Below are 24,472 nucleotides of genomic sequence, written 5' to 3'. Positions count from 1 at the left end.
CATAGCCTATCAAACAAAAAGTTAAATGTAAATGCTTACAAGAAAATTATTTTCTATATATCCGTAAATTATGTTTATTATTTTCCAAGCGTTCTTAATCTATCTGTTACGGCATATACAATAAAAGAAATCACCGAAGCTTGCCCCGGCGATCTGCTCCGCGCGTCCAAAATAATATACTGAATTTCAATACACAAAAAGGGACTATCAATGATCATTGATAGTCCCTTTCTTCTTTGACAAAACATAATCTCTACTATAAAGATGCGAATAGCAAAACCAGAATCGATCACTGTGCAATCTTTAGTTCGCATCTTGCAATCCGCTTAAAATAACTCTCCTTATGACCTTACCTCCACCTTTTCCTCGTTCAGCGCCCTCAAAATGGTATGTCGGTCGCGCAGATTGTGCGCCTCCCGCAGGCTCTCCCGGAACAGCTCGTCATCGATGCCAAGCTCCTGAAGGGTGGAAGGACCTCCGACTTGCCGCAGCAGATCGGCAATTTTCTCCTTCGAAGGGACCTTGCGCAGCCACTCCCGAACCTGCTCTCCATATGTCTCCCAATGCGTAGGCTTGGCATTAGGATACACTCCCTTATCGGCCGCGTCGTGATATAGGCTCGATATTTCGCTGCAGGCCACCCCCACTTTGGCACCATGCAGCAGGGCCCGGTTGCCGCGGCGCAAGTACTCCATCTCCCAGTAATGCGAGAGATGATGTTCCGCCCCGGAGGCAGGGTGGGACTGACCGAACAGCAGCATCGCGATCCCCGACTCGATCAAAGCCGTCATCAGAATGCGGATGCCTTCGTCCGTGCGCTGGCCGATCGCTTCCACATGCTGAATGCAAGCTTGAAGCGCCCTCTCCGTAATGGCTGCCACTTGATCATCATAGGGCTCACCGGCCGTGGTCGAAGAGAATTTCCAATCCAACAGCGATGTGTATTTGCCGAGCATATCGCCAAAACCTGCCGCTACCAGCGGCTGCGGTGCCTTCACTAGAATTTCCGGATCGGCGAATATCGCGATCGGAGCCGTGGCCGCAAAGGTTTGCTTGACTCCCCGGACCACGATCGGCGCGCCCGCCGAAGTAAAGCCATCAACCGAAGGTGCCGTAGGTACCGAGATGAACGGCTTGCCGCTCCGATGACTCACAAAGCGCGTAATGTCATGAATGGTCCCGGACCCCACAGCGATCAGGCATCCTGTCCCTTCAGGCTCAACTTCGATAAACAGCTGCATTAAGGAGCGTTCATCCGCCACAACGTCGCCTTGCCCATCTGGCTGAATCAGACACAGCCGGGGCTTCAGACCATCGGCTTCCAAGCTCTCCACCAGCTTTTTCCCCGCTGCTTCATACGTATTCGCATCTGCGACAACGATCGGTGAACCAAGGTCCTGCCGTTTAAGATACGAAGGCACGTCATGCATAGCGCCGGGCTCAAGCACCATGGTTTCTAGTCCGCGGAACGCGGGCTGTAGCTCCCTAATCCGGTTCATTAAACCTTTTGCATCGTTCAAGTAATCCGTCACGTTCGTTCCTCTCCTTCATCCCATCCTGTCGTGTCTATACAAGCTTCTGGTCTGCCAGGGCCTATTCAGCCGTTTGCTTAATCCGCTTCAGCCGCTTCATCACGTTGTTTTCGCCCCGGCCGAAATAGTCATGCAGCTTGCTGTACTCCTGATACAGCTGTTCATAGACTTCCACATGCTCCGGAATCGGTTTGAAGGTCTCTTCCTTCACCCGTGCCATCTTCTCGGCGGCATCGATAATGGAATCATACCCGCCTTGCGCCTGGCCCGCTGCGACTGCGGCGAACATAGCGGCGCCAAGCGCCGGCGTCTGTTTGGAATCAGCCACCATGATTTCGCGATTGGTGACATCCGCATAAATCTGCATCAAGAGACGGTTCTTTTGCGGCAGTCCGCCACATGCATACAGGACATCCACGGCGACACCGTTCTCATGAAAAGCGTCCACGATTTTGCGCGTGCCGAATGCGGTCGCCTCAAGCAAGGTGCGGTAGATTTCCTGCGGTTTTGTCAACAGCGTCATCCCTAACATCAGCCCGGTCAGATCCGTATCCACCAGCACGGAACGATTGCCGTTCCACCAATCCAGTGCAAGCAGACCGGTTTGACCCGGCTTGTATGCAGCCGCTTCCCGCTCAAGCCATTGGTGCACGCCAATCCCTTCCTCGGACGCAGCTTCTTTTACATACGCAGGAAGCGCTTCCTCGACGTACCATTCAAAAATATCGCCTACTGCCGATTGCCCGGCTTCATAACCGTATAATCCGGGAATGATGCCGTCCTCGACGACACCGCACATGCCTTCAACCTGCTTCTCTTCGGTACCGAGCAGCATGTGGCAGATCGATGTGCCCATCGCCATCACCAGCTTGCCCGGTGTGACAACACCGACCGCAGGCACCGCGGCATGAGCATCAACGTTACCGACGGCCACAGCAATCCCTGGAGTTAAGCCCATCATCACCGCCATCTTCTCAGTCAGACCGCCTGCGCTGCTCCCAAGGGGGCGGACCTCTCCGCGCAGCTTCGTATCGGCCAGATCCTCCAACCGGGGATCCAGTGCCTTAAAATATTCCTTGCTTGGATATCCGTCTTGCTTATGCCATATCGCCTTGTAGCCAGCCGTACAGCTGTTGCGGACAATCTGGCCTGTCATTTGGGAAACGACCCAATCGGTAGCTTCCAAGAATCTATCCGTACGTTCATAGATCGCCGGTGCCTCGTCAAGAATTTGCCAGACCTTTGCAATCATCCATTCGGAAGAAATCTTCCCGCCATAACGGGGCAAAAAGGCTTCTCCGCGCTCGGCGGCAATCGCGTTGATCTTGTCCGCTTCCGGCTGGGCGGCATGATGCTTCCACAGCTTAACCCAGCTGTGCGGCTGGTCGGCCAGCTCCGGTTGGAAGCAGAGCGGCTCCCCAAGCTCGTCAACGGGCAGCATGGTGCAAGCCGTAAAATCAATGCCGATGCCAATCACATCCGCCGGATCAATCCCGGATTGCTGGATGACGGCAGGCACGGATACCTTTAGAACCTCCAGATAATCGCCCGGATGCTGAAGCGCCCAGTCGTGCTCCAGCTTCTTCCTTGAAACCGGTAAAAACTCATCGATGACATGATGCCGGTAAGGCGTAACATGATCCGCTACTTCCTGCCCGTCAGCCAGATTAACCAACACCGCACGCCCGGACTGCGTTCCATAATCGACACCAATGGTGTATTTATTCCCCATCTCATTTCCTCCTACAGATGAAATCATGAATGATGAATACAAGCATTACTTTTGACCGTAATAGGCATTAACTCCATGCTTCCGTAAAAAATGGCGATCCAGCAGCGTCTGATCCATCGGTTCGGTTTCCGGATTAATCTGCTGCATCCGGGCTGCAATCTTGGCGCACTCCTCCAACACTACCGCATTATGAACCGCGTTATGCGCATCCTTGCCCCACACGAATGGCGCATGCGAATGGACAAGCACGCCAGGCACCATGTTCGGATCCAGGTCTGCGAATCGCTCAACAATGACGTTGCCCGTCTCCAACTCGTAGGCCCCCTCAATTTCTTCGCGGGTCATGGGCCGCGTAACCGGAATTTCCCCGTAAAAATAGTCGGCGTGCGTGGTTCCGTAAGCAGGAAGCGCGCGTCCGGCTTGAGCCCAGCTCGTTCCCCATGGAGAGTGGGTATGCACAATTCCGCCGATCTCTTTAAATTTCTGATAGAGGACCAGATGTGTCGGGGTATCGGAGGATGGTCGCAAATCGCCTTCAACGACATTTCCCTTCAAATCCAGCACGACCATGTCGTCCGCTTTTAAATCCTCGTAAGGCACGCCGCTTGGCTTAATGACAAACAGTCCCTGTTCACGGTCGATACCGCTTACATTTCCCCATGTAAAGGTAACGAGTCCGTGCATCGGAAGCTCCAGATTCGCCTCCAGCACCTGCTGCTTTAAATCCTCCAACATGAACAACCGCTCCTCTCTATATTTCAAAAATGTAGTTGTACGTACAAGTTGACAAACAAGGGTCCGAAACTTCGGACCTTTCACTCCTATATCCTCTACCGTTTCTTCACCGATTCTCTCTCCACCAGCTCCGGTTGAAATACCGTATCCTCTATAACGCTATGATGCTCAATCATGCTAATTAATTGTCTGGCCGCCATAATCCCCATCTCTGTCTTCGGGTGGGTCATCGTTGTCAGCTTCACGCCGGAAGCTTCGGCTAGCGTTGAATCATCGAACCCGACCAGGGACACATCCTGCGGGATTTGCAGCCTGCATTGTCCGGCAGCCTCTGCTAAAGACACAGCCAGCTCGTCGTTATAACATACAAACCCCGTCGGTCGCAGCTCATCCGGCTGCTTCAGCAACTGGACGGCCTGATCATACGGAAAACTTCCCTTCTGTTCCGTTGTATACGTAACCACCCGCTCCGGCGAAACGGAAATTCCCGCCTCGCGATGCGCACGTAAGAAGCCTTTCAGCCGGTTCACACCCTGAAGATCGTCCCGCTTGAAGAATCCGGCGATCGCCTGGTGTCCGTTCTCGATCAAATGACGTGTAGCCTTGTAACCGCCAAGCTCATCATCAAGCTTCAGACAAGGACATTCCAACTCCCGATACTTCTCATTGATCATCAAAAACGGGATTCCCTTCTCCTGCAGGGATAGGAAATACGTCAAATTCGGGTTGCCCTCCGCACTCTTGGTCGGCTCGATAATCAGCCCGCTAAGCGGCTGACTGGTCATGAGCTGAAGACTCTCCATCTCTTTCTCCTTGTTGTTATCGGTACTGGAGAGCAGCAGGCGGTATCCCTTGCTGCGCAGCTCCGCCTCCGCTCCCCGAACGATATGCGGGAAAATATAATCCGAGATATAGGTTGTTATGATGCCAATCGTCTTAACCTGCTTGCTCTCCCGCCGCCCGGGATTTCTAGCGAACGTCCCTTTGCCCTGAATCCGTTCCAGCCAGCCTTCCTTCTCCAGCTCGCCGAAGGTTTGGCGGACCGTCTGGCGGCTTACGCCGAACTGGTCGGCGATTTCATGCTCCGAAGGAACTTGTTTGCCCGCTTGAAGCCGGCCGGATTCAAACCAGGAGAGCAGTTCGTTTTTTAATACAATATATTTGGGTATCCGTCTATTATTCATCATTCACCTCTAGCCTCACGCACTCATTATGTTAGGATCACCTGCAATCCTAAGTTATCTCGCTATTGTAACACAGGCCAGGGGAATGCTGACAGAACCAGTTACCGCAGGCGGTATGCGGCTTCACTCCAGCGGAGCTCGTTCTTGAAGCGCGGTATCGTTGTATCCTTATCAATAATGACCGCTTCAATGCCGACCATCTCCGCCCAATCGCTCAAATGCTCAGCCGTCATGGCATAAGAGAGAACGGTGTGATGCGCTCCACCGGCCAATATCCACGCTTCCGCAGATTCGCGGAGCGATGGCTGCGGTTTCCACAGCACACGGGCTACCGGCAGCTTCGGCATCGGCTGCTCCACCTTGACGCCATCCACGACATTCACCAGCAGTCTGAAGCGGTGACCCAGATCGATCAGGGAAGCATTGACCGCCGGGCCGTCTTGGCCGTTAAACACGAGTCGCGCGGGATCTCCCTTGCCTCCGATCCCGAGTGGATGAACTTCCAGCGTCGGTTTATCCAGTGCAATGGTCGGACATACCTCCAGCATGTGCGATCCAAGAATCATATGATTCCCTTGCTCGAAGTGATAGGTGTAGTCCTCCATGAAAGAAGTGCTTTTATTGCCCGCAAGCACCTTCAATACACGCGTCAGGGCAGCTGTTTTCCAATCCCCTTCCCCGCCGAAGCCGTATCCCGACTCCATCAGACGCTGTACGGCGAGTCCCGGAAGCTGCTTCATTCCATGCAGATCCTCAAAGGTCGTCGTGAATGCGCCAAAGCCGCCCTCTTCGAGGAAACGACGAAGCGCAATCTCGATCCGGGCTTGATACGCAATCGAATCGCGCACGGGACCGTCGCTAAGCCCTTCCTTGGTTATGGAATACAACTCCGCATATTCGTTCAGGAGCGCCTTAACCTCTTCATCGCCGACTTCATTCATGGACTGCACAAGATCGCCGATGCCATAACCGTTCACGGACCAGCCAAGCTTGATTTGGGCTTCTACTTTATCCCCTTCGGTTACCGCCACTTGGCGCATATTATCGCCGAAGCGGGCCACTTTCAGCCTGCGGCTTTCGGCATAGGCCGCAGCGGTCCTCATCCAGCCGGCAATGCTGCCTCGAACCTCCCCGTCTTCCCAATGGCCCACAACCACCTTGCGAGCAATGCCGAGACGGGCACCAATATGACCATACTCGCGATCACCGTGCGCGGATTGGTTCAAATTCATAAAATCCATATCAATCGTTTCCCAAGGGATATCCCGGTTGAATTGGGTATGGAAATGAAGAAGCGGCTTCTGCAATTGGGATAGACCCGCGATCCACATTTTGGCCGGGGAGAAGGTGTGCATCCAGGTCATAATACCTGCGCAGGACTCATCATTGTTGGCCTCAAGAATCAGGTTGTATATTTCATCGGGTGTCGTTACGATCGGCTTGAACACAATGGGATAGGAAAATACAGGATCTTTATCAAACTCCGTTGCCACGATGCGGGAATGCTCAGCTACCTGCTCCAGCGTTTCGGGGCCATACAAGTGCTGGCTTCCGGTGACGAACCAAAAAGAATGCGGTTTCAAATTCATAATTATAACGCCTCCTGTATGAATGCTTGCTTACCAACTTGTACATACCTATAAACAAACATATAGATCAAATCATAAATGTACGTACAAGTTGAATCACTCACATTCTACCCCCGCATCTCAGAAATAGCAAGATCAAAATAAAAAAAGCCTGGAAAACCAGGCTTTTTTTATTTAATCGTATATTGGGCCTTGAATCAGGATCTACGAACTGCAAAATTGAAAAGTGCACTCTATTTCTTGACCGCAATTTCAGCCAATAGATCAGTTTTTTTTCGCCACCGGATTTCCCGGATTGGTTGTGATGCTTAATGACTTGCTCAAAATATTATTTCTGCACCGCTGCTTTCAGCATTTCGATCTTCTGTTCTTTGGACATATCCCATGTGGCTGAAATGCTGTATTCGAAGCCGCCTTCATGCCAAAACACGTATTTTGGATAGATATGCGCCGGGAAGTCATCCTCAAAGAAGCCTTTCTTCTTACTTCCCTCTGAGTCCAACGTATACTTTGAAATGGCCAGTGTGTCTTTCCCGTTCGTATACTCAAGACGGATGGTTGCCGCCTCTTCCCAATCTATCTTTTTCGCATAGATGGGTTTTCCGCTCTTCTTGCCTTCGGCCCTTACTTCATCAAGGAGCTTGCCTTCAGTTGGACCTTCAATTCTCGCTTTGGAAAACTTATATCCCTCCGGCAAGTTGACGGGCTGCTTCAGGATGGAACCTTCCAGCGTGGAAGCTCTTTTCAAGTAGTCCTCGTAAGCGGTAAATGTTTCTATCCCTCCCCAATAACTTAGGTCGAATCCGCTGTTAAGATCCTTATATTTATGATACAGAACGTACATATCGCCTGTCTCATTACTTAGCTTCTTCACTCTATTGGTCTCAGCTTCGATATACTTCTTTTCCTCTGGAGTTAGAGCCTTGGCTGCAACTTCTGCTTTTTTCTGCGCCTTTTCCAGTTCTTTCTTGTAGAGCTCGCGGTCTATATCTCCCTCGGGATAGATCATATCAGCAGCTTTTAAATCCTGTTCCGATTGCACGGAAGCCTTTGGTGTTACGCTCCCTGCATCGCTTTCCTTAGCATTAACCAATGTCACGCTGCCAAGCGCGATAATCATCCCCATTGCCAGAATGGATAGACGGTATGATTTTTTGTGAAAATGTTTAATCATCGTAAGTCTCCTTTTCATTTGTTTATGTGTGGCGGACAGGCCGGCAAGCCCCGGCTGGCGTTGGTTTCCTGAAAAATGCTCCAACACATGGATGATCGTTTGTCCGTATGCATTGTTTTGCTGCGGGCTCATCCGATTCAAGGCGCATGCATCGCAGGCCATCTCCTGATCCTGTCTTGCTTTACGTACGGCTAGCCATAATAACGGATTAAACCAATGGATGATCAGGATGGTATGCATCAACCAGTTCACGGCGACATCCCGCCGCTGAATATGTGCGAACTCATGCGCCAGAATATATTGAAGTTGATCTTTTTTCAGCGTGATGAGCAGACTGGGCGAAATGGCGATCGCCGGCTTGCTAAAACCGACCACGGCAGGTCCAGGAATTCGCTCGCTGGACAGAAATTGCACTTTTTGCTTCACGCCTAATTGCTGTTTCGTCTCGTGAAACACTGCCGATAGAAAAGGCGTATCTATCTTTCGGCCCGCGCGCAGGGCTTGTTTCAATCGAAGCTGGTCGTATATCGTTTTAGCGGCAAGAAGCAGCACGCCCGCAAACCAAACCGCAATCAGCGTATTGGTGAAGCCTATTTGGTTGAACCCATTCCACCAAAAGCCGCTCTCCTGCACGAGTCCCGATTCAAGGGATGGAGCAGGTACTTCCGAGGTTCCGCTTGCTCCCGGGTTTATAGAGCGCTCAACATGAACCGTCGCCTCGCTTATTCTCCCCGCTTCCTTCCCACCCGATGAAACTTGAGTTTGTTGATGAATACCGGGTGCTATGGCCTCCAAAGACAGAACATTGTACAGGCTAAGCGAGGATTCCGGAGCCCAAGGGAGCAGCAAACGTATGGCTACAGGTAGCCAAAGCCAATATTTCCATCTAGCCTCAATTTTGTTTCTTAATAGAAACTGTAGAATCAGCACAAGTACGATCAGGATGGAGGCCATGAACGATCCGCGAATCACCCAGCCAAAAAAAGACAATAAATTTTCATGCAATGTAGGACTCATCAGGGCTCTCTCTTTTCTGTTTCCCCGTCGCTGCGGTTATCGTCAAACAATGCTTTTAGATCCTCGATTTCTTGCGCATTCAGTTTTTTATCCTGCAGAAAGTTGGCCAGCATCGGCTTTAAAGATCCCCCATAAAGCTTTTTCATGAAGGATTTGGTTTCGGACTGCAGATACTCCTGCTCGCTGATGATCGGATAAAATAGTTGGGTGCGCTTTGAACCCTTTTCCAGTTTCGCACCCGCTGCTTCCTTCTGCACCAGACGACTGAGGAGCGTCCGGGTCGTATTGGGGCTCCACCCCATTTGATCCGTCATTTGTTTTACGACCTCGCTGGAAGGGCAGTCCGGATTTGTCCACAATACGCGCATAATTTCCAGCTCTGCATCCGTAATTGGTGGTATTTGATTCATGCATGAAACCTCCAAAGTCAATTTACTCAGACTACATATGTAGTTATAATACACATGCTACATTTGTAGTTTAGTAATGTCAACTTGTTTGGCAGAGCGTAATTTCTCGTTTTTGTTACACGAAAAAATGATTCGCACCGCCTGTGGGCATGATGATCTGCAAAAGAACCCATGTCATCGTATTTTGGAGCGCCTGTCCGAGAAAAATATAGCTGGCGCAAAATGTTATTTTTTCACGGCTGCTTTTAGCACTTCGATCTTCTGTTTCCTGGACATATCCAAAGAGGAGGTTGAAATGCTGTATTCGAATTTGCCGCCATCATTCCAAAAAACGTATTTTGGAAAGACATTCTTCGGCAGCTTATCGTCAAAGAAACCTTTTTTCTTGCTTCCCTTCGAATCTACCGTATCCTTGGAAAAGCCCAGCGTGTCTTTTCCGCTCGCATATTTAAGACGGATGGTTGCCGCCTCTTTCCAATCGATCTTTTTCACATAGATGGGCTTTCCGCTCTTCTTACCTTCGGCCCTTACTTCATCAACGAACTTTCCTTCGATCGGACCTTCAATGACCGCTGATAAAAACTTATATCCCTTTGGCAGGTTGGCAGGCTGCTGCAGAATGGATCCCTTCAGGGTTGAAGCTTTTTTCAAGTAGTCCTCGTATGTTGTGAATTCATGAATCCCTCCCCAATAGCTAATATCAAATCCGCTATTTAATTTTGGGTACTTATGATACAGGACATACATATCACCCGATTCTTGGGCCAACTCCTTCACTCTCTGGATCTCAGCTTCGATAAACTTTTTTTCCTCTGCAGATATAGGCTTGGCTGCTTCGTCTGTTTTTTTAACAGTGGCTTCTTGGGCTTTCTCGTTGGACTGCACCTTCGCCGCGAGACTTACGGAAGAACCCATTAATAAAATGCTGCTTAGTGTCGCGATCGCTACTTTCGTTGCTGCCTTCATTTGGTAATGCTCCTCTCCTATAATTTTTTGTTTTTATAAACTACAGCTGTAGTTACAAATCAATACTACAACTGTAGTTCAATAATGTCAACACGGTTTGTGCAGATTTTTTTTCGTTGAATACAAAAAAGATCCGCGCGTCTGCGGATCATGGTAAAAAAGAGCCCATGCGATCCTGTAGCGGACTAAATGGGCTTGCTTGCATGATTTTTCGCTCTATCTTGATTAGGAGTAGGTCCACCGTCACTTTAAAATTTCTCTTGCGCCTCGGCCAGCCTCCATACATTTCTAGTCAGTTATCAAGCCGTACGGGGTGATCTGCTTAATCCTGCGTGAGACCAGCATGGAGACCACATAGGATACTAAAATAACTGCAGTACATAGTATTATAACCAGAGGAAGATTCACGATAAGTTTCATGTTGGCGGCTCCAGAATCAAAAAGCACCAGCTTAAGTACGGAATTAAAGTATCGGGAACCGAGCACTCCACCGAGCACTACGCTGAGGATGACAACCGGCATAAAGCCCAAGGCAATCTGCGTCCTCAGCTGGAAGGTGGTATAGCCAATCGCTCTGAAAACGCCTAACTCTCTCTTCCGTTTACGAATGATCGTACTAACGGCCAGATAAAGAATCAGGAATAAGATCAGGAAGGTGATTACGAGAATACTGGCCATAAGCGAGAAAATGGCAGAAGTCAAATCCGCACTTTGACTCTTCAACGACTCCTTTACATTCGTAATGGCTTGAACCATGTTTCCATATTTATCCTCAATCATGCTTACCATATCCGTCTCGCCGGAATCATCCAGATAGACATTTATAGACATGCCTTTGTGACCGGGAATCAGGCGCTTCGCCCCATCCTGGGTCAAGGATACTCCGGCCGAGTCCGAATGAATTTCTTGACTCAACCCGGTAATCAGATAATCATGAGTGTCCTTGCCCGTCCCCATGCTAATCATATCGCCAACGTCTTTATCGAGCCGCCTGGCTAATCTTCCGGAAATCGCAATTTCATTGTCAAACTCCGGATAGCTACCCTTGAAGATCTTATTCGTGTTCAATTTTTTGAAATCGTCCGAAAACTCCGCAGTCACCATTTGGCCGTCGATCATCGTTGCGAGAGTATCCTGAATGATCGCCTTTTCTACGCCTTCCATCTGCTCTAATTCACGAAGCAATGCCCCGCTATCCTTTCCGGCTGCCACCTGAATTCCGATATCAGGCGTCTCAGTACCGATCATTAGAAAAAAATCTGTTTTATCCTGAGCCATATTGTAGTACAACACCACCGAAAAAACAGAGGCAAAGGTAATCGAGGCAATAATACCGGCGGTCATTATATTAAGCTTTAGATTATGAACCAGGTTTTTACACCCGAGTACAAATTGCAGGCCGCCTCTGGCCTTATCCATCGGAAACCAATTCCGCTTGAAACTATGAGTCGCAATCCCTCTTCGTAAGGCAGCGATAGGGTGCAGCCGACGAATCCGTATGGATGAAAGCAAAGCTACGATAAGCACCAGCAGGCTTACGATCAAAACACTGGCCAAATCTGTTCCGGGGTGAGACCCGCCCGGCCATAGCAGTTTATTCAAATTTGAAAAAACGTCATAGAATGCGGGCATTGCTATATAAGAAGCGATTATGCCTGCAATGCTTCCCGCGAACGAGACCAGCATAAATTGGAATACCATCGAGGATATGATTTGCCGACCGGTATACCCTAACGCTTTTAGCACACCTATGTTTACCATTCCGTCAGCAATGCTGTTAGAAATCTGAAAATCGATGACAATGACCGATACCAGAACGAGCACAACCGCGAATGCCACCAAAATCATAGCGATCGTATCAACGGTCACGGTGCTATCCTTCGCCATCTTTATATCGCCGCTCCAAAAACCGGCATCCTTCGAATGGTTGGAATACGAGAAATTTTCATGGTAATCACGGAGCATCTCGCTCGAATGTTCGCTGTTTTTAAAAGTTGCCGACATCAGAACCCCGCTGGCCGAAGAGCCGAGTTCCCGAAATAACTCACTGTAGTCTTCACCTGGCAAATAAAACTTCAGCATGCCCAGCCTGGTCGAACCCATTAACGTCGATTCAAAAAAGCCTGCTACCCGATAACCGTAGGTCTTATTTTGATAAGTCAGACTAAAATGATCGCCCAATCGGTAGTCCCCGTCGATCTTCAACCCGTAAGGCAGATAGATTCTCTTTCCAAGTTCAGACCTGGATTCCTCAATTAGTCGCAAAGGCGCTATAGTCCGGCTGAGATCCGCATTCAATATCGCGGCACTGGTGCTAAAATCCGTTTTTTTATACCGAATCGTGACCATGGGCAATAAAATGATTTGCTCCGTCTTCGTCTTTTCCACACCGGGATAAGCTCTAAAAAAATCTTCATACGACGGTTCAAAGCTGTCTTTGTTCATTGCAATGCTAAGGTGAGCCTCATCCAGTTGCATGGTCTTGTTTTCATAAAAATGGCTCATTTTACTCATTAACGTCAGACCCATGTTCAACAGCATAGCCGCAATCAAAATCATGATAAATAAAGAGATTGTCGCGCTCTTCGCCTTTTTCATATTAGCAATGGACAATTTGAAGATAGCCATGCTACCACTCCATTTCGGCCAAAAAGAAATTCAGCCTCTCTTGACGATCAAGGCTGGAACCCGGAGTGTAATCCCCGAGATCCAAGTCACCGCAGATCATACCATCACGGAGGTAAAGAATCCGGTTGCCTCGCAGTGCCGTTTTAAGATCATGGGTAACCATCACAAAGCTCTGTCCTTTGCGGTTGGCCTCAGTCATCACATCGAGCACGCTGTTGCTTGACGCCGAGTTCAGCGCTCCTGTCGGCTCATCAGCGAATACGATCCTCGGACTGTTGATCAGAGCGCGCACAATTCCGGCTCGTTGCGCCTCGCCTCCGGACAGCTGGGAGGGGAATTTTGCCCATGATTCCTCATTTAATTGCACCGATTCCAGCAGTTGTTTGGATTTTGCTGTTACGGCCTGCCTGTTCTTGTTCACGAGGAGCCCGCTTGCAAGGATATTATCCAGTACGGTCATATGATCCAGCAGGTAGATTTGCTGAAATATGAACCCGCAGTGATTCCTCCGAAAAATCGCGAGCTTATCATTGCTCAAACTTGTGAGATTATGCCCTTCGAAATGGATTTCCCCTAGCGACGGTTTATCCATGCCGGAGAGAGCATAAAGCAAGGTCGATTTGCCTGAACCGGAACTGCCCATAATGACAGTGAAGTCGCCTTCCATTATGCTGATATCCAAATTTTTCAGAACATGCTGTTGAATTCCGCCGGTGGAGTATGTCTTGCAGAGCTTTTCCGTTCTGAGTATCGCCTTTTTCATCAATGAATCATTCCTCTGTCCATGTCAGACCAGTTTGATTTGAAGCTTGACCGTAAAACCGTTATCGCGATTATGGCACGATATATCCCCGCCCATGCTCTGCATGAGGTATTTGGATATATATAGGCCGAGACCCGCACCGGTTTGCCCCGAGGCGTTATTGCCCCGATAGAATTTATTGAAGAGCAGCGGCAATTCAACTTCTTCAATGCCTTTTCCAAAATCCATAATCTCGATATGTAAATAAGGGGGAGTTATGTATGAGGAAATACGAACATTGGTACCTGCGTACTTATAAGAGTTGCCCAGGAGGTTATCAAAGACCTGCTGAAGACGCGTCACATCGACAAGAATCAAACATTTCGGAATGGAGTCGAAGGTGATCTGATCATCAAAATTGACATTCGCGATGATCGTATTCAGAACGCTGCTGTACTCCTCGGTAACGTTCACCTTCAGTTCCTTTAGCTCCTCAAGCGTCGCATGGAACATATCGGTTACCAGCCCGTTGATTTGCTCGGCTTTCGAGTGAATCATGTTGAGCTGCCTGATCAGCTTCTCATCATCGACGCGAAGCAGCATCAGCTCGCTAACCGCTTTGATGGAGGCCACCGGTGTTTTTACGTCATGGCTCAGACTGGCGACCAGTTCCTTCTTGCTGCGGTTGGCTTCATATTCTCTTTGGCGGGCGGTCGCCAACTGTTCGCGCATGATATCGAAACTTTCGGTAAATGCACCGAACAGATTGCTCCTATCCATGCTTAACGGAACGTCTAAATTTCCTCTGGCCACGTTCAGGGCAAAGCTTTGCAGCTTCTTGAAGGGCCTGATCACCAAGCGGTTCAACATGATGATATATAGCGTGCATAACAGAGCTAATACAGCAAAGATCGTCAATAGGACAACAACCAGGTGTTTCTTGCTGCGTTGAACCCTTTGTTCATAATCATCAAAAAGGATCAGTTTCCCTACGAACTTTCCTTCCACCTTCACATCCAGAACGATCCCTCTGTTCTTGATAGCATCGTAAACATTCGTGAACAATCCGTCCGAAGTCTCGTAACGAACCGCCCCCTTCTGGTCCAGAACGACAAAACGCTGCGTAATTCCGCTGTAATCGCCTTGGTCAACGTGCTCCCAGTGATTCTCAACCGTCTTCAGCACCTTGTTGACCATAACGATATCCACATCCGTATCCACTCCCGTCGCCATCATCCGTACAAAAACAAGAAGCCCTGCCATAAAAACCGCAACCATCGTCAGGTACATCCATTTGGATTTCAACGTCCACCATCCTCCAGCATGTATCCCTTACCCCATACGGTTATGATATACTGCGGCCTATTGGGATCCTCTTCAATCTTTTCCCGCAAATGACGAATATGGACATTCAGGGTTCCGTCACCCGTAAACAAATCTCCCCATACCTTTGCAAACAGTTCCTCCTTCGTAACCACCCGGTTTTTATTCTGAGCCAGATACAAAAGCAATTTATATTCTAAAGCCTTGAACTTGACCTCTTCGCCACTTACACGAACTCGTGACTTGACGCAGTCCATCTGAACCCTACCGAACTCCAGGAAATCCGCAGCGCCGTTTTTTTTATATCTTTTGAGCACGGCTTGAACTTTCGCCAGCAAAATACTGAGCGTATAAGGTTTTTGTATATAATCATCCCCTCCGATGTTGAGCGCAATTAGTATATCGTCTTCACTTGAGCGGGCACTGATAAACAGGATAGGGATATCCGAGGTTTGCCTTAACCTTTTGCACAGATCAAAACCTGAGGTCCGGCCCAGATTAATGTCCAGCAAGATTAGGGAAACCTCGTGTTCCCTCAAAAAACGTTCACACTCCTCCGCGCTCGTCACGTAAGCCGCCGGGACATCAAACATATTTAAATACTCGCAAGTGGTTGCTGCCAAAACAGTCTCGTCATCTACAATCAAACAATCATAATTCATTCTCATTCTCCATTTATCCGCGAAAACTAGGACCTATCCTTTCCCATACTTAAGATATCATGGAAAGGAACAAGGAGAAACAGTGCATTCATCGCGTAAGGCATTTAATTTATGAAGCGGTAAAAATTCCAGTCGGCCAGCAAAATGATAAAACCTGCAAGAAGCATGGTTGAAAGTATTCGAAACCACTTCTGCTGTTTGCTTAACGGATATTTCCTCCCTCTCAGAATAGAAATGATCAGCATCGGGACAGCGAGAATAAGCAGGATTCCATTTATCGCAATTCCAAAATTCAGCCAACTGGCGGTCTCCATATCACTTGTAAAGGCAAGCAGGAGCAGACGTACTACGTTCACTACTAAAGCGCTTCCGCATAATATCACTGCGGCAAACCAGCGGCTCGATGAATTCGATGTCGACGTTTTTTTACTTTTTTGTATAAACCAGCGGATTAACAATACTATTGGTGCAAGCAAGAAAAAGACGACCGCTACGACGGCAACGACAAGATGGGTATACAACAAGGGAAGATCACGTCCCTTCCTTACAGGTACGATATCCGTTGCCTTTCCTTTGCTTAACCTCGTTATTTTACCCTCTGTTTTTTCAACATACAGGACTGGAGCAAGTTTATAAATGGAAGGAAACCGGGTGCCGTCCACTTTATAAATATTCGGACTGATCTGCTTGTACTCTCCGGACATTCCCATCACATTTACGATGAGATCATGCTCGCCCTTCGCTTCAATTCTAATTAATCCCAGGTAGCTTATAACCTCCTGAAAGGTGCTATAGGTATTTCCCGAGAGCACATAATGCCCGGCCACATCCGCGGATGACAGCAAATCGCCGCCGGATGACGACGGCTCCGTCTCCTTGCTCTTAATCATCAGGTTGATGACCCCCGAGGTTATGCTCTGCTCCACTTCCGCGTTCGTCAAAATGACAATGCCCAACTTCTCCTCGGGAACCACGACAAGATTGCTGGAGAAGCCCATCGTATTTCCGGCATGCCCTATAGCATAGGGATGGGCATTATATTCCCAGAACCCATGGGCATTGGAAGGGATGTCCTTATGCGGCGAGTAACTTTTGGCAAGCATCGTTTGCAATGTCTGCTGCCGGGCAAAAAGAGGACTGTCATCGGCTGTTAAAGCCATAGCGAAACGGGCAAGATCTTCCGCCGTCCCTTTCATGACTCCGGCAGGATACAAAGGCACGTAGTAACGGTCTCTTGCTACAAATCCGCCATTCGACGCAGCTCCGTAACCTGTAGCTGCCGAATCCATTAATTCCGGTCGATCCTGCAGCGTCGGATGGCCCGAGGCATTCTTCATCTTCAAGGGGAGCAAAATCCGTTCCATTTCATATTCATAGAACGGCTTGCCGCTTAAACTCTCAACCGCAAATCCTGCCAGTGCCGTAGCATAGTTTGAATAAGCTATCACTTTGCCCGGCTCGTATATCTGAGCGGGTTGTGGAGATAACAGCGTCTCGGACAAGGATTTCATATTCTCCGGAGACTTGATAAACAGAGCGAGCGGATGCTGCTCAAAACCGGAAGTATGACTCATAATATTCAGCATCGTAATCGGTTTGTCGTAGCGAAGCTTCTTCGCGAATGATTCGGGAAAATACTTCCGGACATCTTCGTCCAGCCTGATCTTCCCTTCCTCTACCAATTGCATCACAGACGTCCACACAAAAAGCTTGTTGATTGAACCGTAATCAAATACGGTGCTTGCAGGGTCTACAGAAGTTTGCTTTTCTACATCTGCGTATCCATACCCTTTGGAAAAAATGATCCTGTTCCCCCTCGTTACTACAATAGCCGCGCCCGGGCTGGATTTGCCGATATGCAAATTCACATAATGATCGATCTCCTGCTCAAGTCGGGTGTAAGGTATGCCTGAAGGGGTTTGCTCGGTACTCGGGCCCTCGGCAAGGGCGGGAACAGCAAAAGCGGTACAAATGATGGCACTTATGAGAAGATTTATGATTACTCGATTCATCTTCGCTTTCATTCTGATGCTCCTTTCGTCATTTCTATCCTATCTACCGTACATTACACGGATATGCATAACCGGTTACGGCCGCAGTTTCATCATACTAATCCAATCCTTATCCAATCTTTATCCATTCCTTAACCATTTCTTAAATCTGCCTCTCCACTCCGGTACGCCAATCTTCTGATCGGCTAAGAATACAATCATTGATATACTTTTTCCGAACAACCCGAATAACCTCCACTTCTATGGAGGTTTTGGTTAAATATGGTTTAATCTTGGTAGGGCTGCCCCTTCTGCGGCCAGTTTCGTTCCAATCTTCGGCATCTCCCTCTAAACAACGGGCCAGTACCGTCAATGACGTTGCCGAAAACACATTGTAGAATACCTGCTGATATGTCGGAAACACTTGCTCCAGTAAGGCTCTACTGTTCAGCTTCGCCTGCACAAAGATTCCCGTGACGAACTTGCTGCCTTGTCAAATGCTGCAGCTCCGTAAACGTCTCATTCCACGTTCGGTGCGGCTTCACGTCGCCACGGTAGTACATCTCAGCCAGATGCCAGGCATCCAGGGCATCCGTTTTGACTTTGCGTAACGGTGTCCCTTTCGCTCGTTTGGATTGCAACGGATTCACCATGTAATAGGTGTAGCCACTTCGATCAAAATATGAAACCAATGCACGGTGGTAATGCCCTGTTGCTTGCAGAATCACCACTGGAGCCAAACCCGTTTCAGCTTGAAGCCTACCCAGCATTTCCCCGAATTGTTCGAATCCACTCGTTCCATGCTCAATGTCTACAGCTTTTCCATATGGCTCGTTTCGTTTCCGGAATGCCTGTACCACACTTGAACCTTTAGCTACATCCACGTGACCAACAGGTTCCATTTCTTCACTCCTTCTCCTTGATTTCACCGGCCTTTTCCACGATGGTTCCAAATCCATAGCTTCGCTTGTGATACGGGGTCTACCGCCCCTACCAGCTCAAACATGGTCTTTTGGAGGTCGTGAGAGAACAGTTTTATTACGGGATCACTGCCCCTAAAGCTCCCACGCTCCCCCCATCGTAAAACGACCACAAAAAAGGCCAACCAGAAGATTCTGGCTAACCTGATAATACGAAGAGCTGTCCCTGCAGGTGAAAAAACGAACCCAAGTGACAACCCTTAATTATGATCATTTCGTATAGGATATCGGTACCCGATCCGGGTAATCCGTAATAATCCCATCCACGTTAATTTGAAGCACATAAGGAATTTGCAGCATATCTCGAATGGTCCAGACCATCGTTTTCATCCCGGATTGATGTATCTTTTGGACCAGCCCTTTGGATACCAGCCTCATCGATACATTCACATACTCCGCATAGGCCTTCATATCCTCCAATCGCTGCTTGGATAAGTCGCCCGCACTGGTGATAACAACGCCCAGCGGGATATCAGGCATCAGCTTGCGGAACCGAAGCAGCGAGTCCGTATCTGCTGACTGCACGATGATCAGGTCCTTGTACCGATCACCACCATCAGCGCCGATGATATACCTTTTCAAATCGTCTGCAACCTTTTGTTCGATACCCGGATACCGGGAGGGAGATTTCAATTCGATCAACAGCCCGATACGCCCCGCGAAATGCTCAAGCACCTCTGCCAAAGCGGGAATAACTTCTCCTTTAAACGCCGAATCGTACCATGAACCTGCATCCAGCATACGTAGCTCCTCGAAGGTTAAATCGCCTACTTCTCCTTCTCCATTGGTGGTTCGCTCAACCGTAGAATCATGAATCACGACGACCTGTCCATCCTTGCTTAATTGGACATCCAGTTCCAGCATATCCGCTCCCACATCTAAGGCTTTAACAAAAGAAGCCATCGTATTTTCCGGGGCATAACCCGATGCCCCCCGATGGGCGATATTGACCCAGGACTGATCGCGTTCATTCTCCGACCTCATCCAGACTTCCTGTTCCCTGGTTTGATGAAAAGGATAATGCGGGACATCAGCCATATTTTGAGAACCGGTCACTGCAAGCACAGCTGTTACGATAAAAATCATTCTTCTCATTGGGCTATCAATCTCCTAGTCGTACCATGTTCACTTCATAGCTACCTCGCTGGAGGGTCATTTCAGGGCGGCCTGCACATTCCTCATCTGATGCTAATTCTTCCCTTTCTGCTCCAAGTTCAGTCAGATATGAATGAACTCAGCTCATTGTTCACCAGGTATGATTTTTGTTCATTTTATATTTAGCTCTTGTAATATGAACGTAAATGGAGTAATTTGTACATATATGAACATTATAAATTTCATTAAAATACAATCTTGAGGAGATGAATGAACATGGAAAGACGTTATGCCTCACACCCGAACGAAGTGAAACAATTTGACACAGAAAGACTCCGCAAGGAATTCCATATCCCGGTCCTGTTTACACCTGACAAGCTGGAGCTTGTCCTGACGCACGAAGATCGTATGATCATCGGTGGCGCCGCTCCCGTTAGAGAGCAGGTCAAATTGGAAACGGACCTTAAAGAGCTGGGTGTTTCCTCTTTCCTGGAGCGCCGCGAGCTTGGCATTATCAATATTGGCGGACATGGTACCGTACTGGTTGACGGTACGGAGCATGAGTTGAACAACAAAGAATGCTTGTACGTTGGCATGGGCGCGGAAGAGGTTATTTTTAAAAGCACGGATCCAGCCAAACCGGCTAAATTCTATTTAAATTCTGCTCCGGCGCACCAAACATTCCCGACAGCCAAAGCCACTTTGGAGGAAGCTGATTCCAGCGCTTTGGGCGATATCAAAAATTCCAATGATCGTGTGATCTATCGTTTCATCCATCAAAAAGGCATTGAGAGCGCCCAGCTTGTTATGGGTATGACCCTGCTGAAAGAAGGAAACATGTGGAACACGATGCCTGCCCATACCCATCCAAGACGCATGGAGGCTTATCTCTATTTTGATTTACCGGAAGAAGCGGTGGTCATCCATCTGATGGGGGAACCTAATGAAACGCGGCACATCGTTATGCGCAATGAACAGGCCGTGATTTCGCCAAGCTGGTCGATCCACAGCGGCGTAGGCACAAGCAACTATACCTTCATCTGGGGTATGGCCGGAGATAATAAACGTTATGATGATATGGACCCAGTGTCCATAAAAGATTTAAAATAGAGGGGATTATCCATTAACCCACGGAAGAGTTGAGATTCATATGAACCCGTTACGACGCTATGAAAAAATAATGGAGTACCTTCTAACCCATAAAGAAGTGACTGTCGCCGATCTTAGCCAGCAGCTTCAGGTGACCGGAAAAACGATTCGCGAGGATCTGACCAAACTGGAGGAACAGGGTCTAATCGTTCGTGTGCATGGCGGGGCTGTGCTTGCGCACAGCGATCAATTCGGCATCCTGCCGTCCAAAGAACCACTTGCCAAGCACCCGAATGAAAAGACCGAAATCGCGCTGAAAGCACTGAAGCATATCAATACCGACGACATCATTGCCCTGGACGGAGGCAGCACCACGCTGGAGATCGCCCGCAGGCTAGAAGACGTGCCCTTAACGGTCATTACGAACGATGTCTATATCATCAGCGAACTGGCGACGAAGAATCATATCCGTTTGGTCGTACCGGGGGGCTACCGGGTCCGGAATATGCTAGCAGGCCCCGAAGGCGTATCGTATGTAACCCAGCTGAACATTCAAAAGGCCTTCATATCCGCGACGGGCGTCCATCTTGATCATGGATTGTCCATATATACCGGGGACTTGATCCCTTTCAAACGGGCATTAATCGAAACCTCGCTGGAGGTTTATGCCGTTGTTGACCATCATAAATTCGGGCAAACGGCATTAAGGACTTTTTCATCCCTGCAGGAGATCAGCGGCATCATTACCGATGCGGGACTGTCTCCCGAGACGATCAAACAATATGATGGTGCCGGCGTTACTATGCTGTAACCGCTGCATAAAACTTAACGACCGGGCTAGCTTCATACGATTCTAATAGAGAGCAAGTGAGAGGGGATTTACGGAGCATGAACAGGTTTGATTTATCAGGCAAAACTGCAATCGTCACTGGTTCCGCCAGAGGATTGGGACAAGGCATCGCGATAGCTCTAGCCGAAGCCGGCGCGGATATCGTTGCCGTGTCCATGAATACAAGCGCCGAAACGATAGATGCCATCACTTCACTCGGCAGAAAAGCTTCCGAAATTCAGGTCGATCTAAGCGACCAGAGCAAACTCCAGCAGACTTTTGACCAAGCGCTGGAGCTAACAGGGCACGTGGACATTCTCGTGAACAATGCCGGCATTATCCGCCGGACACCGGCCAAGGATCATGCTACACAGGATTGGCTTGACGTGATTGATTTGAATCTGAATACTGTATTCTTACTGTCCCAACTGGCCGGAAGACATATGATTGAACGCGGCAGCGGCAAAATCATTAATATCTGCTCGATGCTGTCCTACCAAGGCGGAATCAACGTGCCCGGATATACGGCAAGCAAGCATGGTGTTGCCGGTCTTACGAAAGCATTGGCTAATGAATGGGCAGCCAGTGGCATCCAGGTGAACGGAATTGCTCCCGGTTATATCGAAACCGATAATACGGCAGCTATCCGTCAGGATGAGGAACGACGCACTTCCATTACGGATCGTATTCCTGCCGGACGCTGGGGTAAACCCGAGGATATTGGCGGACCTGCCGTATTCCTCGCTTCCGCCGCTTCGGATTATATGAACGGACATGTACTTTGTGTTGATGGCGGATGGATGGCCCGTTAAGGGTCATAAGCGCTGTATCAAAAGCATGTCAACCTAAGTTTCATCCCAATCTAGCGATAAGAGGCTGTGCTTTTCCACTGCTGCTGCAGGCAGAGGAAGCACAGCCTCTTTTTCGTCCATTTTCCTCTTTCATCTGATTAGAGACCCTAAGTTCTTGCCGGGTACCGACATTTCACGAATATACGAACCATCCTTTGGGACATCCTAACTTTACGAAATGGGCCTCGAAGGACCGTGAATAAAGAAAGGATGGTTTTTGGAGTCATGCGCGGAACAAAATCGATACGTTGGATCAGTCTTGCCTGTTTATTCACACTGATCGGTTCAATAGTCCTTACCGGCTGCACCCCTAACAGCAATGACCGGGTGCCAACCCCCAATATGGGCGTAAACCCTTACCGGGTGAACACCGGCTTCCTGCTTCGGAATGCTGTGGAACGCGGAACCCTGCGAATTGCAACGGAACGGGATTATCCCCCCTTCAGTTACCATGGAACGGGCGGAAGACTTACGGGTTTCGATGTGGAAATCGCTGAAGAGGTTGCCCGTCATATGGAGCTAAGAGCAGAATTCGTTGAAACCGAGTGGGAGAATTTGCTGCCAGGGCTGACGGAAGGCAAATACGATGCCGTCTTCAACCAGATTGAAGACCGGCCGGACCGGCGGGCACTTTATGATTTTTCCGTCGCTTATCTATCCTCTACTCCGGTTCTGCTTGTGCGTTCCTCGGGCGAAGATCAGATCCGTACCTTCTCGGATATCAAGGGTAAGCGTGTCGGCCTGAACCCCACCGGAATCTATAAGGATATGGCCAAGAAGCATGGAGCGAACATCGTCCCGATCAAATATATATCAGACGCAGCCCACAAGCTCGCAAATGGAGAGCTGGATGCGGTCATTTCGGACCAGTTATCCGTGACCAACCTGAAGCAGCAGTTCCCTGATCTACCGGTTGCTGCCGCTGAATCCGCCGATCAGGTGTTCGAGATTTCCGCCGCCTTTGTAAAAGGGAACCCAGATCTCGTCGCTGCCGTTGATAACGCACTGGCTACCATGCAGCAGGACGGAACGTATTTGACCATTTGGAACAAATACTTTGGAGACGCCCCGATGAGTTATAAAGGCATCCATGATCGAAAGGTTAAATAGAATTTTCCACATTCAAAATTCCCGACAAAAAGGCGTTTGCTTTGCTGAATACCAGCAAAGCAAACGCCTTTTTACATGTGCATATTATGATTCTTCGGCTGTCTCTCCCGCATTCGCTTCCTTAGCGTCCGCTTCATCCTCTGTCTCTGCAGCCTCAACGGCACGAGGCACGATAACGGTTGCGAGAACCTCCTCATCCGAAGCATGTAATGTAATACCCTCCGGTACTTTAATATCTGCAACCGTAAGCTTGTCGCCTATCTCCAGAGCGGATACGTCTGCTTCAAGGGTAGAAGGCAGTTCGCCTGGCAAGCCCTCTACTTCGATTTCGGTAACCTGGGTTTGCAGAATACCGCCAGATTTCGTTCCGACAGCAGTACCATGATAATCCACCGGAATGCTGACACGAACCGGCTTATTCATGGAGATCCGCAGAAAGTCCACATGGGATACAGTGCCGCGTCTCTTTTGAATGTCCTTAATCAAAACCGGAATTTTACCGGAGCCTGGAATATCAAGCTGGAATACCTCCGAACGTCCGGTGTGAAACAGCTTGGCCGTATCCTTGAAATTAACAGCAACCGGGATGCTTTCCTCGCCCCCGCCGTATACGACGCCGGGGATTCCGCCATTCTCGCGAAGCACGCGGCGAGAAGCCCGTGTAAATTCGTTACGAACATCTGCCTGGAGTTGAACTGTGTTTCCTTTTGACATGAGTGACATCCTCCTTTATCGAAAACAAAGTCTATCTCATTATTACCCTATTTCCCTGCTAACTAATCATGAGATGCAGATGTTTTAAATTTCAATCCAATGGGTAATGAATGGTACCC

21 protein-coding genes are annotated in these 24,472 nt (G+C 48.9%); 4 read left to right on the top strand and 17 right to left on the bottom strand.

The genetic code is table 11. The features are described 5' to 3' along the window. Window positions 1–341: 341 nt before the first annotated feature. The 16 genes from NYE54_RS09685 to NYE54_RS09610 form a co-directional block, all read right to left on the bottom strand. Window positions 342–1,532, bottom strand: coding sequence for a sn-glycerol-1-phosphate dehydrogenase (locus NYE54_RS09685; RefSeq protein ID WP_339271841.1), 1,191 nt, complete (start codon window positions 1,530–1,532; stop codon window positions 342–344). Between the two features lie 61 nt (window positions 1,533–1,593). After that, complete coding sequence (locus NYE54_RS09680) at window positions 1,594–3,264, bottom strand: ribulokinase (RefSeq protein WP_339271839.1); 1,671 nt, start codon at window positions 3,262–3,264, stop codon at window positions 1,594–1,596. Between the two features lie 45 nt (window positions 3,265–3,309). Next, entirely contained in the window at window positions 3,310–3,999 is a 690-nt protein-coding gene (gene araD / locus NYE54_RS09675) for an L-ribulose-5-phosphate 4-epimerase (RefSeq protein WP_339271837.1), read from the bottom strand. Window positions 4,000–4,094: 95 nt separating this feature from the next. Further along, window positions 4,095–5,183, bottom strand: coding sequence for a GntR family transcriptional regulator (locus NYE54_RS09670; RefSeq protein ID WP_339273436.1), 1,089 nt, complete (start codon window positions 5,181–5,183; stop codon window positions 4,095–4,097). A 101-nt stretch (window positions 5,184–5,284) separates the two neighbouring features. Next, on the bottom strand, window positions 5,285–6,772 hold the full coding sequence (araA, locus tag NYE54_RS09665; protein WP_339271835.1) for an L-arabinose isomerase: 1,488 nt from the start codon (window positions 6,770–6,772) through the stop codon (window positions 5,285–5,287). Window positions 6,773–7,100: 328 nt separating this feature from the next. Then, window positions 7,101–8,963 (bottom strand): M56 family metallopeptidase, encoded by a 1,863-nt coding sequence (locus NYE54_RS09660; RefSeq protein WP_339271833.1) that lies wholly within the window; start codon window positions 8,961–8,963, stop codon window positions 7,101–7,103. After that, complete coding sequence (locus NYE54_RS09655) at window positions 8,963–9,373, bottom strand: BlaI/MecI/CopY family transcriptional regulator (RefSeq protein ID WP_076320488.1); 411 nt, start codon at window positions 9,371–9,373, stop codon at window positions 8,963–8,965. The genes NYE54_RS09660 and NYE54_RS09655 overlap by 1 nt, the downstream gene beginning before the upstream one ends. 225 nt (window positions 9,374–9,598) lie before the next feature. Continuing rightward, complete coding sequence (locus NYE54_RS09650) at window positions 9,599–10,339, bottom strand: hypothetical protein (protein ID WP_339271832.1); 741 nt, start codon at window positions 10,337–10,339, stop codon at window positions 9,599–9,601. A gap of 288 nt (window positions 10,340–10,627) precedes the next feature. After that, window positions 10,628–12,967: an ABC transporter permease gene (locus tag NYE54_RS09645; protein ID WP_339271830.1), complete on the bottom strand. Its 2,340-nt coding sequence runs from the start codon at window positions 12,965–12,967 to the stop codon at window positions 10,628–10,630. 1 nt (window position 12,968) lies between these two features. Then, on the bottom strand, window positions 12,969–13,730 hold the full coding sequence (locus NYE54_RS09640; protein WP_339271828.1) for an ABC transporter ATP-binding protein: 762 nt from the start codon (window positions 13,728–13,730) through the stop codon (window positions 12,969–12,971). Between the two features lie 24 nt (window positions 13,731–13,754). Continuing rightward, window positions 13,755–15,014 carry a HAMP domain-containing sensor histidine kinase gene (locus tag NYE54_RS09635; protein WP_339271826.1) on the bottom strand — a complete coding sequence of 420 codons (1,260 nt, stop codon included), beginning with the start codon at window positions 15,012–15,014 and terminating at the stop codon, window positions 13,755–13,757. Continuing rightward, window positions 15,011–15,694 carry a response regulator transcription factor gene (locus tag NYE54_RS09630; protein ID WP_339271825.1) on the bottom strand — a complete coding sequence of 228 codons (684 nt, stop codon included), beginning with the start codon at window positions 15,692–15,694 and terminating at the stop codon, window positions 15,011–15,013. The genes NYE54_RS09635 and NYE54_RS09630 overlap by 4 nt, the downstream gene beginning before the upstream one ends. Before the next feature lie 104 nt (window positions 15,695–15,798). After that, on the bottom strand, window positions 15,799–17,718 hold the full coding sequence (locus tag NYE54_RS09625; protein ID WP_339271823.1) for a serine hydrolase domain-containing protein: 1,920 nt from the start codon (window positions 17,716–17,718) through the stop codon (window positions 15,799–15,801). A 130-nt stretch (window positions 17,719–17,848) separates the two neighbouring features. Next, window positions 17,849–18,148, bottom strand: a complete 300-nt coding sequence (locus NYE54_RS09620; RefSeq protein WP_339271821.1) for a hypothetical protein — start codon at window positions 18,146–18,148, stop codon at window positions 17,849–17,851. Beyond that, window positions 18,126–18,587, bottom strand: coding sequence for a transposase (locus tag NYE54_RS09615; protein WP_339271819.1), 462 nt, complete (start codon window positions 18,585–18,587; stop codon window positions 18,126–18,128). Before NYE54_RS09615 ends, NYE54_RS09620 begins: the two co-directional genes overlap by 23 nt. Window positions 18,588–18,875: 288 nt before the next feature. After that, a complete protein-coding gene (locus NYE54_RS09610) occupies window positions 18,876–19,760 on the bottom strand; it encodes a glycerophosphodiester phosphodiesterase family protein (protein WP_339271818.1) in 885 nt (294 codons plus the stop codon). A gap of 276 nt (window positions 19,761–20,036) precedes the next feature. Here NYE54_RS09610 and kduI point away from each other — a divergent pair, with 276 nt between their 5' ends. The 4 genes from kduI (at window position 20,037) to NYE54_RS09590 (ending at window position 23,639) form a co-directional block, all read left to right on the top strand. Next, on the top strand, window positions 20,037–20,870 hold the full coding sequence (gene kduI / locus NYE54_RS09605; protein ID WP_339271816.1) for a 5-dehydro-4-deoxy-D-glucuronate isomerase: 834 nt from the start codon (window positions 20,037–20,039) through the stop codon (window positions 20,868–20,870). Between the two features lie 40 nt (window positions 20,871–20,910). Further along, on the top strand, window positions 20,911–21,660 hold the full coding sequence (locus NYE54_RS09600) for a DeoR/GlpR family DNA-binding transcription regulator (RefSeq protein ID WP_339271814.1): 750 nt from the start codon (window positions 20,911–20,913) through the stop codon (window positions 21,658–21,660). Between the two features lie 77 nt (window positions 21,661–21,737). Continuing rightward, window positions 21,738–22,490 (top strand): 2-dehydro-3-deoxy-D-gluconate 5-dehydrogenase KduD, encoded by a 753-nt coding sequence (gene kduD / locus NYE54_RS09595; protein ID WP_076320483.1) that lies wholly within the window; start codon window positions 21,738–21,740, stop codon window positions 22,488–22,490. A gap of 264 nt (window positions 22,491–22,754) precedes the next feature. Then, entirely contained in the window at window positions 22,755–23,639 is an 885-nt protein-coding gene (locus NYE54_RS09590; RefSeq protein ID WP_339271812.1) for a transporter substrate-binding domain-containing protein, read from the top strand. Between the two features lie 84 nt (window positions 23,640–23,723). Here NYE54_RS09590 and NYE54_RS09585 read toward each other — a convergent pair whose 3' ends face one another. After that, entirely contained in the window at window positions 23,724–24,353 is a 630-nt protein-coding gene (locus NYE54_RS09585) for a 50S ribosomal protein L25 (protein ID WP_215162200.1), read from the bottom strand. Window positions 24,354–24,472: the final 119 nt, after the last annotated feature.

It is taken from the genome of Paenibacillus sp. FSL K6-1330, assembly GCF_037976825.1.
Taxonomy (GTDB): Bacteria; Bacillota; Bacilli; order Paenibacillales; family Paenibacillaceae; genus Paenibacillus_AQ.
Note: the sequence above shows the minus strand (reverse complement) of the source record. Positions and strands in the feature narration are given on the sequence as shown.

Coding starts and splice junctions, on each gene's coding strand:
- kduD (WP_076320483.1), top strand. CDS start 21,738: ATGAACAGGTTTGATTTATCAGGCAAAACTGCAATCGTCACTGGTTCC.
- NYE54_RS09610 (WP_339271818.1), bottom strand. CDS start 19,760: ATGAGAAGAATGATTTTTATCGTAACAGCTGTGCTTGCAGTGACCGGT.
- NYE54_RS09590 (WP_339271812.1), top strand. CDS start 22,755: ATGCGCGGAACAAAATCGATACGTTGGATCAGTCTTGCCTGTTTATTC.
- araD (WP_339271837.1), bottom strand. CDS start 3,999: ATGTTGGAGGATTTAAAGCAGCAGGTGCTGGAGGCGAATCTGGAGCTT.
- NYE54_RS09655 (WP_076320488.1), bottom strand. CDS start 9,373: ATGAATCAAATACCACCAATTACGGATGCAGAGCTGGAAATTATGCGC.
- NYE54_RS09660 (WP_339271833.1), bottom strand. CDS start 8,963: ATGAGTCCTACATTGCATGAAAATTTATTGTCTTTTTTTGGCTGGGTG.
- NYE54_RS09585 (WP_215162200.1), bottom strand. CDS start 24,353: ATGTCAAAAGGAAACACAGTTCAACTCCAGGCAGATGTTCGTAACGAA.
- NYE54_RS09615 (WP_339271819.1), bottom strand. CDS start 18,587: ATGGAACCTGTTGGTCACGTGGATGTAGCTAAAGGTTCAAGTGTGGTA.
- NYE54_RS09645 (WP_339271830.1), bottom strand. CDS start 12,967: ATGGCTATCTTCAAATTGTCCATTGCTAATATGAAAAAGGCGAAGAGC.
- araA (WP_339271835.1), bottom strand. CDS start 6,772: ATGAATTTGAAACCGCATTCTTTTTGGTTCGTCACCGGAAGCCAGCAC.
- NYE54_RS09670 (WP_339273436.1), bottom strand. CDS start 5,183: ATGAATAATAGACGGATACCCAAATATATTGTATTAAAAAACGAACTG.
- NYE54_RS09600 (WP_339271814.1), top strand. CDS start 20,911: ATGAACCCGTTACGACGCTATGAAAAAATAATGGAGTACCTTCTAACC.
- NYE54_RS09630 (WP_339271825.1), bottom strand. CDS start 15,694: ATGAATTATGATTGTTTGATTGTAGATGACGAGACTGTTTTGGCAGCA.
- NYE54_RS09625 (WP_339271823.1), bottom strand. CDS start 17,718: ATGAAAGCGAAGATGAATCGAGTAATCATAAATCTTCTCATAAGTGCC.
- NYE54_RS09650 (WP_339271832.1), bottom strand. CDS start 10,339: ATGAAGGCAGCAACGAAAGTAGCGATCGCGACACTAAGCAGCATTTTA.
- kduI (WP_339271816.1), top strand. CDS start 20,037: ATGGAAAGACGTTATGCCTCACACCCGAACGAAGTGAAACAATTTGAC.
- NYE54_RS09640 (WP_339271828.1), bottom strand. CDS start 13,730: ATGAAAAAGGCGATACTCAGAACGGAAAAGCTCTGCAAGACATACTCC.
- NYE54_RS09680 (WP_339271839.1), bottom strand. CDS start 3,264: ATGGGGAATAAATACACCATTGGTGTCGATTATGGAACGCAGTCCGGG.